General features: G+C 64.7%; 15 protein-coding genes. 12 read left to right on the top strand and 3 right to left on the bottom strand.

Annotation, left to right across the window (positions count from 1 at the left end; genetic code table 11):
• Nucleotides 1-5: 5 nt before the first annotated feature.
• The 4 genes from ACQP2U_RS31860 (at nt 6) to ACQP2U_RS31845 (ending at nt 4381) form a co-directional block, all read left to right on the top strand.
• On the top strand, nt 6-1058 hold the full coding sequence (locus ACQP2U_RS31860) for an ABC transporter permease (protein WP_433710822.1): 1053 nt from the start codon (nt 6-8) through the stop codon (nt 1056-1058).
• Nucleotides 1055-1891 carry an ATP-binding cassette domain-containing protein gene (locus tag ACQP2U_RS31855; RefSeq protein WP_433710821.1) on the top strand — a complete coding sequence of 279 codons (837 nt, stop codon included), beginning with the start codon at nt 1055-1057 and terminating at the stop codon, nt 1889-1891. The genes ACQP2U_RS31860 and ACQP2U_RS31855 overlap by 4 nt, the downstream gene beginning before the upstream one ends.
• Nucleotides 1888-3744 carry a 3D-(3,5/4)-trihydroxycyclohexane-1,2-dione acylhydrolase (decyclizing) gene (gene iolD, locus ACQP2U_RS31850; protein ID WP_433710820.1) on the top strand — a complete coding sequence of 619 codons (1857 nt, stop codon included), beginning with the start codon at nt 1888-1890 and terminating at the stop codon, nt 3742-3744. Before ACQP2U_RS31855 ends, iolD begins: the two co-directional genes overlap by 4 nt.
• Nucleotides 3745-4177: 433 nt before the next feature.
• The gene (locus ACQP2U_RS31845) at nt 4178-4381 is read left to right on the top strand and encodes a cold-shock protein (protein WP_040693519.1); all 204 of its coding nucleotides are present in this window, start codon (nt 4178-4180) and stop codon (nt 4379-4381) included.
• Nucleotides 4382-4448: 67 nt separating this feature from the next.
• On the opposite strand, the gene ACQP2U_RS31840 is transcribed toward ACQP2U_RS31845, so the two are convergent.
• Nucleotides 4449-5090 carry a dihydrofolate reductase family protein gene (locus ACQP2U_RS31840; protein ID WP_433710819.1) on the bottom strand — a complete coding sequence of 214 codons (642 nt, stop codon included), beginning with the start codon at nt 5088-5090 and terminating at the stop codon, nt 4449-4451.
• Between the two features lie 104 nt (nt 5091-5194).
• On the opposite strand from ACQP2U_RS31840, the gene ACQP2U_RS31835 reads away from it, so the two are divergent.
• From ACQP2U_RS31835 to ACQP2U_RS31810, 6 genes are all read left to right on the top strand, one after another.
• A complete protein-coding gene (locus tag ACQP2U_RS31835) occupies nt 5195-5689 on the top strand; it encodes a winged helix-turn-helix transcriptional regulator (protein ID WP_433710818.1) in 495 nt (164 codons plus the stop codon).
• An 86-nt stretch (nt 5690-5775) separates the two neighbouring features.
• Nucleotides 5776-6621 (top strand): hypothetical protein, encoded by an 846-nt coding sequence (locus tag ACQP2U_RS31830; RefSeq protein WP_433710817.1) that lies wholly within the window; start codon nt 5776-5778, stop codon nt 6619-6621.
• Complete coding sequence (locus tag ACQP2U_RS31825) at nt 6587-6913, top strand: hypothetical protein (protein WP_433710816.1); 327 nt, start codon at nt 6587-6589, stop codon at nt 6911-6913. Before ACQP2U_RS31830 ends, ACQP2U_RS31825 begins: the two co-directional genes overlap by 35 nt.
• A 668-nt stretch (nt 6914-7581) precedes the next feature.
• Entirely contained in the window at nt 7582-9180 is a 1599-nt protein-coding gene (serA, locus tag ACQP2U_RS31820; RefSeq protein ID WP_433710815.1) for a phosphoglycerate dehydrogenase, read from the top strand.
• A 197-nt stretch (nt 9181-9377) separates the two neighbouring features.
• Nucleotides 9378-10385: a 3-isopropylmalate dehydrogenase gene (locus tag ACQP2U_RS31815; protein ID WP_433710814.1), complete on the top strand. Its 1008-nt coding sequence runs from the start codon at nt 9378-9380 to the stop codon at nt 10383-10385.
• Nucleotides 10386-10462: 77 nt separating this feature from the next.
• Nucleotides 10463-11044, top strand: a complete 582-nt coding sequence (locus tag ACQP2U_RS31810; RefSeq protein WP_433710813.1) for a Uma2 family endonuclease — start codon at nt 10463-10465, stop codon at nt 11042-11044.
• A 453-nt stretch (nt 11045-11497) separates the two neighbouring features.
• Here the strand turns inward: ACQP2U_RS31810 and ACQP2U_RS31805 are convergent, their stop codons facing one another.
• A complete protein-coding gene (locus tag ACQP2U_RS31805; protein ID WP_433710812.1) occupies nt 11498-11983 on the bottom strand; it encodes a hypothetical protein in 486 nt (161 codons plus the stop codon).
• 484 nt (nt 11984-12467) lie between these two features.
• A complete protein-coding gene (locus tag ACQP2U_RS31800) occupies nt 12468-13628 on the bottom strand; it encodes an MFS transporter (RefSeq protein ID WP_433716644.1) in 1161 nt (386 codons plus the stop codon).
• Between the two features lie 231 nt (nt 13629-13859).
• Between ACQP2U_RS31800 and ACQP2U_RS31795 the strand changes: the two genes are divergently transcribed.
• Together ACQP2U_RS31795 and gltX are read left to right on the top strand one after the other, a co-directional pair.
• Complete coding sequence (locus ACQP2U_RS31795) at nt 13860-14633, top strand: fumarylacetoacetate hydrolase family protein (protein WP_040693506.1); 774 nt, start codon at nt 13860-13862, stop codon at nt 14631-14633.
• A gap of 13 nt (nt 14634-14646) precedes the next feature.
• Nucleotides 14647-16119, top strand: a complete 1473-nt coding sequence (gene gltX, locus ACQP2U_RS31790; RefSeq protein ID WP_433710811.1) for a glutamate--tRNA ligase — start codon at nt 14647-14649, stop codon at nt 16117-16119.
• Nucleotides 16120-16219: the final 100 nt, after the last annotated feature.

The following is a 16219-nucleotide window of genomic DNA, read 5'->3' as shown; positions in this document are numbered from 1 at the left end:
ATGAAATGATTATTGCCACAAAAGCTTCCGAGGTCGCTCCGAGCGCACCGTCCGACCGGCCGTCGCTGTTGCAGCGAATGGTCGTGCGCCCCGAGATAGGCGCATTGCTCGGCGCCGCATTGGTCTTCGTATTCTTCTCGATCATCACCGACCGCTTCCTCAGTTCACTGGGTGTCGCGACCTGGTTGGACGATTCGTCCACGCTGGGCATCATGGCGGTCGCGGTCGCGCTGTTGATGATCGGCGGCGAATTCGACCTCTCGGCCGGGGTCATGACCGCTTCCACCGCACTGGTCACCGCATTACTCGCGGTGCACGCAGGGTGGAATATCTGGCTCGCGCTGTTGATTTCACTGCTGTTCGCGCTCGCAGTCGGTGCCTTCAACGGCTGGCTCGTGATGCGAACGGGGTTACCGAGCTTCATCGTTACCCTCGGCACTTTCCTTGCGCTGCAAGGCCTCAACCTCGGCGTGACCCGCCTGGTCACCGGAACCGTCCAGATCTCGGGCATTCGAAGTGCCGCCGGATACAACTCGGCGGGCTGGGTCTTCGCATCGACATTGGATATAGGTGATACGCACTTGCAGGCGTCGGTCGTCTGGTGGGTGGTGCTGACCGCGATAGCCGCACTTGTCTTGGTGCGCACCAAGTTCGGCAACTGGATCTTCGCGGTGGGCGGTGCGCTGCCGAGCGCGCGGGCCGTCGGCGTCCCCGCCGATCGGACCAAGATCCTGCTCTTCATGACCACCGCCTTCGCCGGATGGGTTGTCGGATCGTGCAGCATCCTGCGGTTCTCCAGCGTGCAAGCGAATCAGGGCGTCGGGCTGGAACTGCACTACATCATCGCGGCCGTGGTCGGCGGCTGCCTGCTGACCGGTGGATTCGGTTCGGCGATCGGCGCCGCGATCGGTGCGCTGATCTTCGGCATGGCGCGGCAGGGCATCGTTTTCGCGGGGTGGGACAGCGACTGGTTCATGCTGTTCCTCGGCGTGCTGCTGCTGGCCGCGGTGTTGGTCAACAACATATTCAAGAAGCGAGCCGAAAGGGTACGCCGATGAACACAGCATCGCACCGCGATTCGATGGAGGGTGGTGGTCGGGTGACGGGTGGGCCAGCCCTGATCGAAGCGATCGATATCGGCAAGAGCTATGGCGGTGTCGTCGCCCTGCGTGAGGTCTCGACCGTGGTGCATGCGGGCCAGGTCACCTGCATCCTCGGCGATAACGGTGCGGGCAAATCGACCCTGATCAAGGTGCTCGCCGGAGTGCATCAGCACGACCGCGGTGAACTGAAGTTGGACGGCCAGCCGACCCGGTTGTCCTCGCCCCGCGAGGCTTTGGACCATGGCATCGCCACCGTCTACCAGGATCTCGCCGTGGTGCCGCTGATGAGCGTCTGGCGCAACTTCGTACTCGGCTCCGAGCCGACTGTCGGTTACGGTCCGTTGCGACTGCTCGACCGGCGCAAGGGCCGCGATATCGCACGAGAGGCGCTGGCGGATATGGGGATCGAGATCCGCGATATGGAACAGCCGGTCGGCACGCTGTCGGGCGGACAACGCCAGTGCATCGCGATCGCCAGGGCGGTGCACTACGGGGCCAAGGTGCTCATCCTCGACGAACCGACCGCCGCCCTCGGCGTGAAACAGGCCGGTGTCGTACTGAAGTACGTTGTGCAGGCCCGGGATCGCGGGCTAGGAGTCGTCCTCATCACGCACAACCCACACCACGCCTATCCGGTCGGCGATCGCTTCCTACTGCTCAAACGCGGTTCGACGCTCGGCTCGTACGAGAAGTCGGAGATCGACCTGCCGGAGCTGACCAGGCAAATGGCCGGTGGCGCCGAATTGGACGCACTGCAGCACGAATTGCAGCGCGTGGTGACGCCGTGAGGCTGACAACTGCGCAGGCACTGGTCGGCTGGCTGGTCGCCCAGCATTCGGAGACCTTCGATGGTCGCGAAGTACCCCTCTTCCCAGCTGTTTTCGCGATATTCGGGCACGGCAATGTGCTCGGCCTCGGCACCGCGCTGTCCGAGCGTCGCGATGAAATCCCGGTCTGGCGTGGACATACGGAGCAGGGCATGGCGTTGGCGGCCATCGGCTTGGCCAAGGCGACTCATCGCCGCCAGGTCGGAATCGCGACGTCTTCGATCGGTCCCGGCGCGCTGAATATGGTGACCGCCGCCGGCGTGGCACATGCGAATCGCCTTCCACTGCTGTTGCTTCCGGGGGATACCTTCACCAACCGGGCACCGGATCCGGTACTGCAACAGGTCGAACACTTCGGTGACCCAACCATCACCGTCAATGACGCGTTCCGGGCGGTCAGTCGATATTTCGACCGCATCACCCGACCGGAACAACTGATTGCCACGCTGCCGCAAGCGGCCAGGGTGCTGACCGATGCGGCCGATGTCGGCCCGGTGACCTTGGCATTGCCACAGGACGTCCAAGCCGAGACCTATGACTTTCCCGATGCGCTTTTCGAACCGGTCGTACACCGAATCATGCGTTCGCGCCCCGACTCTCGGGCGCTGACCGAGGCAGCACGGGCACTTCGCTCGGCGCGACGTCCACTGCTGGTCCTCGGCGGCGGCGTGCGCTACTCGGGAGCGGGTCGGCTGGTCCTCGAATTCGCTGAGCGGCATGGCATTCCGATCACCGAGACGACCGCTGGTCGCACACTCGTACCGCACGACCACCAGTTGTATGCCGGTCCGCTCGGCATTACCGGCTCGGCATCGGCCAATGCCGCTGCCGCACAGGCGGATCTGGTGTTGGCCATCGGCACCCGACTTCAGGACTTCACCACCGCCTCCTGGACCGTCTTCGCTTCCGACGTCCGGCTGATCACCGTCAATACGGCCCGATTCGACGCCGTGAAGCACGGCGCACTCGCCGTTGTGGGTGATGCTGATGCGACAGTGCGGGAATTGGCTGCGCTACTGACGAATTGGCGTGTCGATGCCGAATGGTCCGAGCACGCGGAAGGACTCCGAACCACCTGGGATACCCACGTCGACAAGCTGCGCGCCCCGACACCGGGTATCCCGACCTACGCCCAAATCGTGGGCGTTGTCAATGAATTGAGCGCGCCCGACGACTACGTCATGACGGCGGCAGGCGGTATGCCCAGCGAGCTGATCGGCGGATGGCGGGCCACCGGCACTGTGCCGACCATGGACGTCGAGTATGGGTTCTCCTGCATGGGTTATGAACTCGCGGGCGCTTGGGGTGCGGCCATGGCGCACGTGCACGGCCTGGTCACCACATTGCTCGGCGACGGCTCCTATCTGATGCTCAACTCCGAGCTGTTCTCCGCGGCCTTCGCTGGCCACCGGTTCGTCGCGGTGGTCTGTGATAACGACGGCTACGCGGTGATCGCCCGACTCCAAGAGGGGCACGGCGGCGACCCCTTCAACAACTTCTACGCCGACTGCCGCACCAACCATGTGCGTCCGCCCCGCGCTGACTTCGCCAGCCACGCAAGAGCATTGGGCTGCGCAGTCTTCACCGCGGCGGATCTGACCGAATTCCGCGGCGCGTACGCGCGGGCCAGGGCAGCGGCCCTGAGCGAGTCCCGCCCGGCCGTTGTGGTCGTGCGCACCCAGCCGTCCGCTTGGACCGATGCGGGCGCGTGGTGGGAGGTCGGTGTGCCGGAGCACCTGGCGGGCCGCGCGGCCTACGACGAGGCGAAAGCGGCGCAGTTGCGTTACCTGAACAGAGCCGAATCAGCGGAGTAGCTGTTCGTGCCTGCGGCCCGAAATTTCCTCGTATGACGACCGCGTGGCACACTTGGTCACGGCCGCATAACTGAAAACCGACCGCTTAGTGCACATTCGGGCCCGAACTGATGCATTTTCTTTGCGAATTCTTAGGTCCGGTCCGCGGCCTGTCACGAGCGTGGTTGCTGGGATTTCAGCGGAGCCCCATGGGTAGCCGAAAGTGTGCGCTGACCGGCCGATCTATGTTCCGTGTCCGCTGTTGATCAGGGTAGCCAGCCCTTCGCAACCGATGTTGCGTTCGCGGCCACATCGCTGCGCCAACGTCGATTTGCTCACAACTACCGCTGCTGGATGTGGCCGAATTCGTCGGATGATGGCATTGTTGATCGCGAGATCGGGCTCATCGAAGTGATTTGCTCGGCTCATCAACAGGAAGTAAGAAGTAAAGAACATGGCTCAAGGCAGTGTGAAGTGGTTCAACAGCGAGAAGGGCTTCGGCTTTATCGCTCAAGACGGAGGCGGCCCTGACGTCTTCGTGCATTACTCGGCCGTTTCCGGCTCGGGTTTCCGGTCCCTCGAAGAGGGCCAGCGCGTGGAGTTCGAGATCGGCCAGGGCCAGAAGGGTCCGCAGGCCCAGGACGTCCGCGCTATCTGATTCAGCGTGACTTAGGAGGCTCGCACCCGGCAGGGGGTGCGGGCCTCTCGTCGTTTCAGGGGATAATTCAGGCGCTCTTGGTGAAGGTGACATGGGTGACCGCGGGGGAGTGCGCCGAACTGATCTCATAGCCCGACAGCGTGCCGAGATCCTCGTAGAGCCGCTCGCCCGCACCGAGCAGAATCGGGACGACCGCGAGATGCATCTCGTCCACTAGACCGGCGCGCAGGAATTGCCGGATCGCCGACGAGCCGCCCGCGAGCCGTACATCCTGACCGTCCGCGGCCTTGAATGCTTGACGCAGAACCTCTTCCGGCGGTTCGTTCACGAAATGGAACGTCGTGCCACCTTCCATCGGCAGTGACGGCCGCGTGTGATGGGTCATCACGAAGGTGTCGTGGTGGTAGGGCGGGTTGTCGCCCCACCAACCCTTCCATTCGTGATCGGTCCACGGACCGCGGATCGGGCCGAACATGTTGCGCCCCATGATGGTTGCGCCGATGTCAGCATCGCCCGCGATCATGAAATCGTTGTCGATGCCCGTCTCGCCGGTATCGGTGCCGTCCCACTGGTGTGCGTAGCGTGTGGCCCACACCCAGTCGTGCAGCCGCAATCCACCCTCGCCGAGTGGGTTCTCGGGTCCCTGATTCGGTCCGGCGACGTAGCCGTCGAGTGAGATCGCGATGTTGTGTACGCGCAACCTGGCCATGATTCCCTCTTTCGGATCTGCTTGCATTTTGCAATCGCTTGTGGACAGCATAGATGCAACTGGTTGTAGAATGCAAGCAGAAATATCGACGGAAGGAGCGCCGCATGCGTGACGAGGGACGTTCGGGCTGCCCGATCAACGCGACCATCGAGGTGATCGGTGATCGGTGGACGCTGCTGGTGCTGCGTGACGTGATGTTCGGCAATCGCCGCCACTTCCGTGAACTGCTTGCCGGATCGGAGGAGGGGATCGCATCCAACATTTTGTCCGACCGGCTCAAGCGTCTGGTCGCGGCCGGACTGCTCAGTCGCGAGGACACGCGTCCCGGCCAGAAGGCCGAGTACCGGCTCACCGAGCCCGCGATCCAACTGGTGCCGATCATGGCTCAGTTGGGCGCATGGGGGCTCCGGCATCGCCCTACGACGAAGCACCTGCGCGTACGCGCCGAACTCCTCGAGGAGGGTGGACCGCAGCTGTGGGCCGAGTTCATGGACGAACTGCGCGAGTCGCACCTCGGGATTCCGCGCCTTGATCCGGACGCCCCGACTGCCACCGACCGGTTGGCGCGCGCTTACGCCGCCGCGGTCGCCGAGGTGTGACGGGCCGACCAGCGGCCTCTCGATGACATCCGTTGTCCGCCAAGGCGACAGGTAAGCGACAGCTGATTCGCGCCCGATGTGTGACGATGAGCGCTGTGCCCGATTGGACCTATCACCCGTTGCGCCCGATGGCGAATGCCTTGCTCGGGGAGCGTCGCGCGCAACTTCTGGCACTGCGATTGCTGGCGGGTGTGATCGCACTGCCGGGCGGCGGGCGGGCGATCGAGCGCGTTTTCGACCATCCGCAGTTGCCCGCCGAATGGGCCGAGCGATTCGGTGCACGGGTTCCGGTCGAGGTCGCGCGGGACGCCATCCGGGTGCTGCCGGTGCAGGGCGCTGGCATCGTCGAGGTCGGGCCGGTGGGCCGCGACGATATCGCGGCCGTGCGTGCCGCCGCACTGGATCGCCGTTGCCGCGTCATCGCGCTGGTCGACGATCCGGAGGTGGGCGAGGCGCTGGAGTCGCACGTTGACCAGGTCATCGTCGGCGAACCTGTTGATCGGCACTACCTGACCGAACTCGATACCGCCGCGGCGGTGACGGCCCTGGCCGATCCAGCCGCCATCGTGCTCGCGACCCCCGGGGTGCTGATCGCGGCCGGACCCAGCTGGTTCAACCGCGTCATCGAGGCCGCGCAATCGACCGCACCACCGCCACCGACGCTGCGCGACGTGCCGCTGGACCCGCGCCGCTGGCCCGCCTGGTGTTGGGGCCTGCTGGTCGGCATTGGCCTGATCGTCGCCGGAATCGGCGCGGCGGCAATCACTTCGGGTCCGATACTGCTCTGGTACGACCGCGACTACCTCGGCACGGATGTGGGTGGGCGTATTCATCGGCGGCGTTGTCATCTCGACCGTCGGACTCACCTTCGTCTTCGTACCGACGGATCTGGGGTTCATGCATACCGATGCCGCCACGCTGGAAGCGGCTAACCCACACCTGCTCCCGTTCATCGCCCACGACCGCGCCGGATTCGGCGGCGCGCTGATGGCGACGGCGGTGGCGATCATAGGGCTCGGGCTGTGGGGCTGGCGACAGGGCGAGGCGTGGGTGTGGTGGACGCTGCTCGGTGCGGCCGTCGCGGGCTCGGCCAGCGCGCTGATGATCCACTTCTTCGTCCACTACACCGCGTTCATCCATCTGCTGCCGGTGTATTTCGGTAGCGCCATGCTTGCTCTGGCGTTGATCTTGGCGCGTCCGTATCTGGCGTATCGCGCCGATTAATACCTTTGGCTCGCGATATGGCGGCCATTCGCTCTGTCGGTCCGAATGTTGCCGGGGTCGTGCGGGCCCTATCTCGGATAGATCTCAGGCTGAATAAAGCATTCTCTTAGAGTTCTCTTAGAAATCTTCTTTTGCTGCGCTAACTATAGTTGGAAAACGCGCGTCCGACCTGCGCTAATGCCGATATGGCCTGATCAGAGACACGTTGGACGGTTGTCCAGGTCACAATTCAAAGCGATATGTAGTCTGCGTCACAATTCGGCAGAATTTCGTAACCGTGTTTATCCGGGCTCCGATGTGCCATGTGTCAGCCAGTTCGACTGGATTAGTTTCGACGAAGAGGAATTTCATGATCCCCGTTATCATCGACACCGGTTCCGCCGCCCTGAACGGGCTGTTCTCCACCGGTAGCGCTGCTCTGCACGGTATTCTCAACACCCTGTGGACGGGTTCTTTCGGCGGCTGATAGTGCTGTCTCGGTCGACTGATTCGACCGATGCCGCCGCCACCGTGACGGCGTGCGACGAGGGAAGGCCTCGCGCTAATGGTGCGTGGCCTTCCTTCATGTTGAGGCACCCGCCTACCGGGGGGTAGGCCGCGGCAGAATCCGGCCAACTAAGCTGGTGCGCGGTAATTGCCGACCCCTTTCCTTCCAGGAGTACCCCACAGTGAGCCAAGCAGGCCGTCCTGTTGTTCTGATCGCCGACAAGCTCGCCCAGTCGACCGTCGACGCGCTCGGTGACGGTGTCGAGGTCCGCTGGGTCGACGGCCCCGACCGTCCGGCGCTGCTGGCCGCGGTGCCCGAGGCGGATGCGCTACTCGTCCGCTCGGCGACCACCGTCGACGCCGAGGTGCTCGAGGCCGGGAAGAATCTGAAGATCGTCGCCCGCGCCGGCGTCGGCCTCGACAACGTCGATGTGCCCGCCGCTACTGAGCGCGGCGTCATGGTGGTCAACGCGCCCACTTCCAACATTCACACCGCCGCCGAGCACGCCGTCACGCTGCTCCTGGCCGCTGCCCGCCAGATCCCGGCCGCCGATTCCACCCTGCGCGAGCGGACCTGGCAGCGCAGCAAGTTCAACGGCGTCGAGATCTTCGACAAGACCGTCGGTGTGGTCGGCCTCGGTCGCATCGGCCAGCTGTTCGCCGCGCGTCTGGCCGCCTTCGAAACCAAGGTGATTGCCTACGACCCCTACGTCTCCCCGGCCCGCGCCGCCCAGCTCGGTATCGAACTGCTGAGCCTGGACGAGCTGCTCGAGCGCGCCGACCTGATCTCGGTGCACCTGCCGAAGACGCCGGAGACCAAGGGCATCATCGGCAAGGAAGCGATCGCCAAGACCAAGCCGGGCGTCATCATCGTCAATGCCGCACGCGGTGGGCTGGTCGATGAGCAGGCGCTCGCCGACGCCATCAAGTCCGGGCACGTGCGCGCCGCCGGTCTGGATGTATTCGACACCGAACCGTGCACCGACAGCCCGCTGTTCGATCTGCCGCAGGTCGTGGTGACCCCGCACCTGGGTGCATCCACCGCCGAGGCGCAGGACCGCGCTGGCACCGACGTCGCCAAGTCCGTACTGCTTGCCCTGGCCGGTGAGTTCGTGCCGGGCGCGGTGAACGTCACCGGTGGCGCCGTCGGCGACGAGGTCGCGCCGTGGCTCGAGATCGTGCGCAAGCAGGGGCACCTGCTCGGTGCGGTGTCCAACGAGCTGCCGGTCAGCGTCGAGGTGCAGGTGCGTGGCGAGCTGGCCGCCCAAGATGTCGCGGTGCTGGAGCTTTCGGCGCTGCGCGGCATCTTCTCCGCGCTGGTCGAGGACCAGGTCACCTTCGTCAACGCTCCCGCCCTGGCCAAGGAACGCGGCATCACCGCCGAGGTCACCAAGGTTTCGGAGAGCCCGAGCCACCGCAGCGTCGTCGACCTGCGCGCCGTCTTCGGCGACGGCAGCACCCTGAATGTGGCTGGCACGCTGACCGAACCGCAGCAGGTACAGAAGATCGTCAACATCAACGGCCGTAACTACGACATGCGCGCCGAGGGCCTGAACCTCGCCGTGCTGAACTACGACGACAAGCCGGGCGCGCTGGGCAAGATCGGCACCAAGCTCGGTGCGGCCGAAATCGACATCCTCGCCGCTCAGTTGAGCCAGGATGTCGACAAGGAGGGTGCGACCGTGGTTCTCCGTGTGGCCCGCGAAGTCCCCGCCGACGTCCAGGCCGCGATCGCCGAATCCGTCGGCGCCGCCAAGATCGTCCAAGTCGACCTCTTCTGACCGCTCTCGGCGCCGCGCACACCCCTATCCGTGCGCGGCGCCGTCACATGTGCCGTGCTCGAATTGTCACGCCGCGCACGTGATTGCCGGAAAACAGTGCGCGGCATGCGAAAACGTGCGCTGCGGCGTCGGCAGCGTTGAGGTGTGCGGGGCGAAGTACGGTGGCGGTTGGCATTACTGAACGGAGCATTGGTGTTATGAAGCTTGCTGTTATTGCTGGGGATGGGATCGGGCCCGAGGTGATCGCGGAGGCGCTCAAGGTGCTAGACGTGGTGCAGCCGGGGGTTGAGAAGACGCAATACGACCTGGGCGCCCGGCGCTATCACGCGACCGGTGAGATTCTGCCGGATTCGGTGCTGCCCGAGTTGAAGCAGCACGATGCGATCCTGCTCGGTGCGATCGGTGATCCATCGGTGCCCAGCGGCGTGCTCGAGCGCGGACTGCTACTGCGCACCCGGTTCGCGCTGGATCACCATGTGAACCTGCGTCCGTCGAAGCTGTACCCGGGCGTGACCAGCCCGCTCGCGGGCAATCCGGATATCGACTTCGTGGTCGTGCGCGAGGGCACCGAAGGCCCCTACACTGGCACCGGCGGAGCGATCCGGGTACAGACGCCGCACGAGGTCGCCACCGAGGTGAGCACCAATACCCGCTTCGGCATCGAGCGTGTCGTCCGCTACGCCTTCGCGAAGGCCCAGGCCCGGCGCAAGCACCTCACCTTGGTGCACAAGAACAATGTGCTGACCTTCGCCGGTTCGCTGTGGCAGCGCACGGTGAACGAGGTCGCGGCGGAGTTTCCGGAAGTGCAGACGGCCTACCAGCACATCGATGCCGCCACCATCCACATGGTCAACGATCCGGGCCGCTTCGATGTGATCGTCACCGACAACCTCTTCGGCGACATCATCACCGACCTCGCGGCCGCGGTCAGCGGTGGTATCGGCCTGGCGGCCAGCGGCAATATCGATGCCTCCGGCACCAATCCGAGCATGTTCGAACCGGTCCACGGCAGTGCCCCCGATATCGCGGGTCAGTCCAAGGCCGATCCGACCGCCGCGATTCTGTCGGTGTCGTTGCTGCTCAACCATCTCGGAAATACCGAAGGCGCCGCCCGCATCGAAGCGGCGGTCGCCAAGGATCTCGCGTCGCGCACGGGTGCGGCATCGACCGTCGAGATCGGAGATCGGATCGCCGCGGCGGTCTGAGGTGTTCTGTCCGGGGCCCGCGCTCGAGCGAGTTCGAGTGCGGGCCTTCCGGATTCGGAAGAACGTGAGGGAGTCCGATGACCGAGCGTCGGGGACCGTATACCGATGTGGATCTGCGTGCTTTGTCGGACGGCGGTAAGGGTTTCGAGCTCGAGGACGGCTGGTTGATCGCCGTCGCGGGCGGTGCGCGTCACGATTTCGTGGTGCAGCGACTCGGGCGGCTCATCGATATCGCGGCCGGAGGGGCCGCGGTGCATGTATTCATCGGTGGTGGTTGGGAAGTCAACACGCCCAGCGGCATTCGCAAGCCCGATATCGTGGTGCTTCCGAGAGATGTCGCGCGGGCTGCGGTTGTCGCCGAAACACCGAGACTGGTTTCCGGTGCGCAGGTGCTGCTCGCTGTGGAGGTCGTCGCGCCGGGCGATGGCAGCGAACGCACCGATCGGGTCAGGAAGGTGCGCGAGTACGCGGCCATCGACATTGCGCAATACTGGATAGTGGAGCATCATCCGGAGGTCCGGATCCACCGAATGTTGCTCGCGGACGGCGCCTTTCGCGCCCGTCCAGTGGTGACGGCAGGAGCCGTATTCAGTGCGGCGATCCGCGCCGATCCACCGTTCAGAGTGAGTTTCGATCCGGCCGTCTTGATCGACATCTGAACTATTCGTGTTCGGTCAGTGCGCCGCCGCCCGCCACGGCGGTGTCTCGAATCGACTCGTAGACGGCACCGGTGGTGCGGGCCACCCGCCGGGAAGATGCTGCGCGACAGGAGCGCTCGCTGAGCCAGGAGCTGCCCAGCCATGCGGAGGTGGCGGCCAATTCGGCGCGGCCGGTGGGCTTGTCGGTACCGGAGCGAACATCGGAGGTGTTACCCAGTTGAGTGACGGGTCGGCCAACCGTAGGCGGGCCAGGGCGGCGGCGGAAGCAGCGAACCTAATTGCGTGCGGCCAGGCCGAGAGAGAGTTGGCCAACCGAGTGGCTTTGAAGAATTCGGCGGCGTCTGCCAGCAGGGCGGTGCTGTTGGGATCGGCGCGTCGGGCGGGTGGGGGATGGGATTGGAGGCGTGGGGCGCGGTTATCTCCTCTGTTGTAAGGGAATTCGGGGTAGCGGGATCAGTGGTGCGGCAGGTCGGGTGGGTTGGGCATCCGGGGTGGGCCGGGTGGCATGGGTATGCGCGGTGGAGTGGGGAATCCAGTTGGCGGGGCGGGGAATCCGGGTGGAGTCGGGGGAACCTGCGGAGTCGGGGGAGCGGGTGGTGTCGGGGGAGCGGGTGGTGTCGGGGGTGTGAGGAACGGGCCCATCGGGGGCATCGGGCCGCTGAAGCGTTGGAAGGCCGCTTGGCGGGAGGTGCCGAGGAGGTCGCCGATCTCGGCCCAGGTGTGGCCTTCTTCGCGGGCCTGTCGGGCCAGGGTGTGCAGGATGTCGTCGACGAGTCGACTGAGATTTCGGGTCGCGGTGAGCGCCGCGAGCACCGGAACGCTGTCCTTGCCCTCCTCTGGACGTAGGACGCCCACGACCAGTTCCGCATTGGCGGACAACAACTTTCCGAGCATCGCCCGCTCGTCCTGCGGGTCGACGCGCTGCTTTTCATCGGACATATGTAAAGACTGACTTGACATGCGGGTAGCCTGTCAAGCCTCGGTTTACATCCTGGGTGGAGCAGGTGATCTTGCCGGTGCCGGCAAGCAGACCCGATCGGCGTGCGAGGTTCGCGAGTACGCCAGCAATAGTCCATCATCAACGTGTCGGCAGCCATCCCGAGTCGCAGTCCGCAGCGGAGGAGTATCCGGATACCGGCGGACAACTTGATTCCGGAGGCTTCCGGCCGACCGAGGGGCAGTGCCATTGGACGAAGACGTTCGAATCCATCTCTCGGTTCTCGACGGTGACGCCTACTCCTGAGTCGTCCGGCGACGTCCGCTCAGGCATCCAGGCGGACCAGCCTTCGGGGTCGGCTTCGATCCAGTCGCACTGCTCACGCTTGAGTCCCGGTTCGGGCGAGAAGGCTGTCTCGAGTGTCTGGCGCACATGCATCGCGCCCGCCGCGGCGAACCGTGACGGGCGCGAATTCCTAAGGGCTCGTTAGTCCGTTCGTCGATGAACAGGAACCAGTGGAACCGCTGCCATCGCCAGCACGGCGGCCAACAGATAGGCGGCAGAGAAGCCGCTCGCCGTGATCAACGCGCCGAAAACCGGTGGTATTGCGGCCATTGCGAGGTTCTGACCAGTGTTCTGGATACCGAGTCCACGTCCGCTCCAGAACGGTCCGGCGATCTCGGCGACCGCAGTGAAAGCCAAACCGTTATCGGAGACCGTGATGACCGACGCGGCGATCAGTAGCGGAATAGCCGCCCACCACACCTGCGTCCATGCGGCAAATGCCAAAGCGCCCATCGAGATAACGGCGGCGATGGCGACGGCGCGCAGCGGTCCCAGTCGGCTGCCGACGCGGTCGGACCAGGCGCCAGCGCCGATTCGCCCTAGGGCGCCGAGGAATTGGGTTCCGGTCACCAGAGCACCTGCTACGGGTAGTGACCAGCCAACGTCATTGTGCAACCACAATAATGCGAAAGTCCATACGGTCCCTTGGGGAATGCACAGCAGCACCGACACCGCATGGATGCGCCACAGCGTGGAATCGCCGAGATAAGGACTGGCCCGGTCCGCCGCGGCACCCGCGGGCCGTGGCGGATCGATGATTCCGATCAGACAGCCAAGGGCGGCAACCCCGGCCATCACCGCGGGCACCAGGATGGCCGCCGAGACACCGTGCGCGGCCGCGACAGCCGGAATGCTGAGCGCGCCGATTCCGACACCGATGGGTTGGGCGGTCTGTCGAATTCCCATGGCCAATCCGCGTCGCTGCGGTGGGAACCATCCGACGATCACCCGCCCGCTGGCGCCATTCGTACTCGCCGCGCCGACCCCGCCCAGGAACAGCAATGCGCCGAGCAGCACGTAATCGGAGACGGTAGCCGCCGCGATGCCCGCGCCGAACATCAGCAGCGGCCCGCTGACCAGTACCTTGTGCTCACCGATCCGGTCGACGACATATCCCCAGGCGATCAGCGTGCACACCAACCCGACGGTCGGCATGGCCACCAGCAGGCCCGCCGTGGCCAGCGGCATGCCATCGGCCGTCAGCGCGGGCAGGAGAAATGGCACCCCGTGGATGAAGACGGCACTGGAGGCCTGGGCGAATACGCCGAGGCCGAGCATCGACCACCGTCGCATGTCGCGCATCTGCGTCACGGTCGTAGCCACCGGTCTCACCTCGAAATCTCAAAATGTGGGAATGAGTTCTCATTGTGTGAACGTCGAGTCTCACCGTACACCCAGTGCGCAAGTGGATTCCGCTGTGGTTCTGTCGAACGGCTCGGATCGCGGGCCGTCGAACCGGCCGCCCAGAACGGTTCCGGACCGCTCGGTCGGGCGCGTTCGAGCAGGTCGAGGGTGGTCGATAGACTGCGGTGCATGCGTCTAGGTCGAATCGCCAGTCCCGATGGAGTCGCTTTCGTCAGCATCGAAGGGGAGGGGAGCGAGAGCGTCGCCAAGGAGATCGCGGAACATCCGTTCGGTACTCCGACATTCACCGGGCGGAGTTGGCCGCTGGCCGATGTGCGCCTGCTCGCGCCGATTCTGGCCAGCAAGGTGGTCTGCATCGGTAAGAACTACGCCGCGCACGCGGCCGAAATGGGCGGGGTCGCACCGGCGGATCCGGTGATCTTCATGAAGCCGAGCACCTCGATCATCGGCCCGAACGCGTCGATCGTATTGCCGCCCAGCTCATCCCAGGTCGACTACGAGGGCGAGCTGGCAATCGTCATCGGCCGCCCGTGCAAGGATGTGCCCGCAGCCCGCGCGCTCGATGTGGTGCTCGGCTACACCGTCGCCAACGATGTGACCGCGCGCGATCAGCAGAAGCACGACGGCCAGTGGACCCGAGGCAAAGGCTACGACACTTTCTGCCCGCTCGGACCGTGGATCGAAACCTCGCTGGACCCTTCGGATCTGGAGATCGTCACCGAAGTCGACGGCGAGGTCCGCCAGCGCAGTCGCACTTCGCTTCTGCTGCACGATATTCCGAAGTTCATCGAGTGGGTTACCACGGTGATGACGCTGCTGCCCGGCGATGTGCTGCTCACCGGCACCCCGGAGGGCGTCGGCCCGCTGCAGGCCGGGCAGAACGTCTCCGTGACCGTCGAGGGCATCGGAACCCTCACCAATCCTGTTGCCGCCAAGCGCTAGTCGAAAGAGAGCCATGACTGAAGTACGGGTCCGCTTCTGCCCGTCACCGACCGGAACGCCGCATGTCGGCCTGGTCCGGACGGCGCTGTTCAATTGGGCGTACGCCCGCCACACCGGCGGGAAGTTCGTCTTCCGCATCGAAGACACCGATGCCGCACGCGATTCCGAAGAATCCTACGGTGCCATCCTGGACGCGCTGCGCTGGCTCGGCCTCACCTGGGACGAGGGGCCAGAGGTCGGCGGGCCCTATGCGCCTTATCGGCAATCGCAGCGACGCGAGCTGCATATGGAGGTCGTGCGGAATTTGCTGGCCGCCGGTGAAGCCTATGAATCCTTCTCCACGCCCGAAGAAGTCGAGCAGCGCCACCGCGCGGCGGGCCGCGATCCGAAACTCGGTTACGACAACTACGACCGCGATCTCACCCCCGACGAGATCGCGGCCCATCGTGCCGCCGGACGCCCGGCGGTAATCCGGCTCCGAATGCCCGACGAAGACATCACCTGGCACGATCTCGTGCGCGGTGAAACCACCTTCAAAGCGGGTACCGTGCCCGATTTCGCACTCACTCGCGGTAATGGCGATCCGCTCTATACGCTGGTTAACCCGGTCGACGACGCATTGATGAAGATCACCCATGTGTTGCGCGGGGAGGACATTCTCTCGTCCACTCCACGTCAAATCGCGCTGTATGCGGCTATGCGCCGGATCGGCGTCGCGGAGTTCACTCCGGAGTTCGGTCATCTGCCGTTCGTGATGGGCCAGGGCAACAAGAAGTTGTCCAAGCGCGATCCGGAGTCGAATCTGTTCGTCCATCGGGATCGGGGATTCATCCCGGAGGGTTTGCTGAATTACCTGGCGCTACTCGGCTGGGGCATCGCGGAAGATCGCGATGTTTTCTCGATGGCGGAGATGGTAGCGGCCTTCGATATCTCGACGGTGAATTCGAATCCGGCCCGTTTCGATCAGAAGAAGGCCGACGCACTCAACGCCGAACACATCCGATTGCTGGAGCCGGGTGATTTCACGCACCGCTTGCGTGAGTTCCTCACCGAACACGGCCACATCGGCGCCGACATCGACGACAAGTTGTTCGCCGCGGCCGCCGAACTGGTACAGACCAGGATTGTGGTGTTGTCCGACGCGTGGGATCTGCTGAGTTTCTTGTTCGCGCCCGCGGAACAGTTCGCGATTGATCCGGCAGCGGGGTCGAAGAACCTCGGTTCCGAAGCGACGCCGGTATTGGATGCCGCCATTGCCGCGCTGGAGCCGCTGACGGCCTGGACCACCCCCGCTATCGAGGATGCGCTCAAAACTTCGCTGATCGATGATCTGGGGCTCAAACCGCGCAAGGCGTTCGCACCAGTGCGAGTGGCAGTGACGGGTTCGCATATCAGCCCGCCGCTGTACGAATCACTGGAGCTGCTCGGCCGCGAGACGAGTCTGGCACGGCTGCGTTCGGCGCGGGAGTGGACCGCGCCGGCCTGAAATTCCCGCTCTGACCGAAAAACAGGGCGTTGACCAGCCGATTTGTAGTAGACCGTATCCGGTTTGGTACTCTACTTCTCGGCTCGGAACAAGGCCTCGG

It is taken from the genome of Nocardia sp. CA-084685, from assembly GCF_050955785.1.
Taxonomy (GTDB): Bacteria; Actinomycetota; Actinomycetes; order Mycobacteriales; family Mycobacteriaceae; genus Nocardia.
The sequence above is the reverse complement of the archived record's forward strand: the minus strand, read 5'-3'. Positions and strand labels throughout refer to the sequence as shown.

Excerpts from the sequence above, each read along its gene's own strand:
- ACQP2U_RS31860 (WP_433710822.1), top strand. The coding sequence starts at position 6 with ATGATTATTGCCACAAAAGCTTCCGAGGTCGCTCCGAGCGCACCGTCC.
- ACQP2U_RS31830 (WP_433710817.1), top strand. The coding sequence starts at position 5,776 with ATGAGCGCTGTGCCCGATTGGACCTATCACCCGTTGCGCCCGATGGCG.
- ACQP2U_RS31810 (WP_433710813.1), top strand. The coding sequence starts at position 10,463 with ATGACCGAGCGTCGGGGACCGTATACCGATGTGGATCTGCGTGCTTTG.
- ACQP2U_RS31795 (WP_040693506.1), top strand. The coding sequence starts at position 13,860 with ATGCGTCTAGGTCGAATCGCCAGTCCCGATGGAGTCGCTTTCGTCAGC.
- ACQP2U_RS31855 (WP_433710821.1), top strand. The coding sequence starts at position 1,055 with ATGAACACAGCATCGCACCGCGATTCGATGGAGGGTGGTGGTCGGGTG.
- ACQP2U_RS31835 (WP_433710818.1), top strand. The coding sequence starts at position 5,195 with ATGCGTGACGAGGGACGTTCGGGCTGCCCGATCAACGCGACCATCGAG.
- ACQP2U_RS31840 (WP_433710819.1), bottom strand. The coding sequence starts at position 5,090 with ATGGCCAGGTTGCGCGTACACAACATCGCGATCTCACTCGACGGCTAC.
- ACQP2U_RS31805 (WP_433710812.1), bottom strand. The coding sequence starts at position 11,983 with ATGTCCGATGAAAAGCAGCGCGTCGACCCGCAGGACGAGCGGGCGATG.
- ACQP2U_RS31845 (WP_040693519.1), top strand. The coding sequence starts at position 4,178 with ATGGCTCAAGGCAGTGTGAAGTGGTTCAACAGCGAGAAGGGCTTCGGC.
- ACQP2U_RS31825 (WP_433710816.1), top strand. The coding sequence starts at position 6,587 with ATGCATACCGATGCCGCCACGCTGGAAGCGGCTAACCCACACCTGCTC.
- ACQP2U_RS31815 (WP_433710814.1), top strand. The coding sequence starts at position 9,378 with ATGAAGCTTGCTGTTATTGCTGGGGATGGGATCGGGCCCGAGGTGATC.
- ACQP2U_RS31800 (WP_433716644.1), bottom strand. The coding sequence starts at position 13,628 with ATGCGCGACATGCGACGGTGGTCGATGCTCGGCCTCGGCGTATTCGCC.
- gltX (WP_433710811.1), top strand. The coding sequence starts at position 14,647 with ATGACTGAAGTACGGGTCCGCTTCTGCCCGTCACCGACCGGAACGCCG.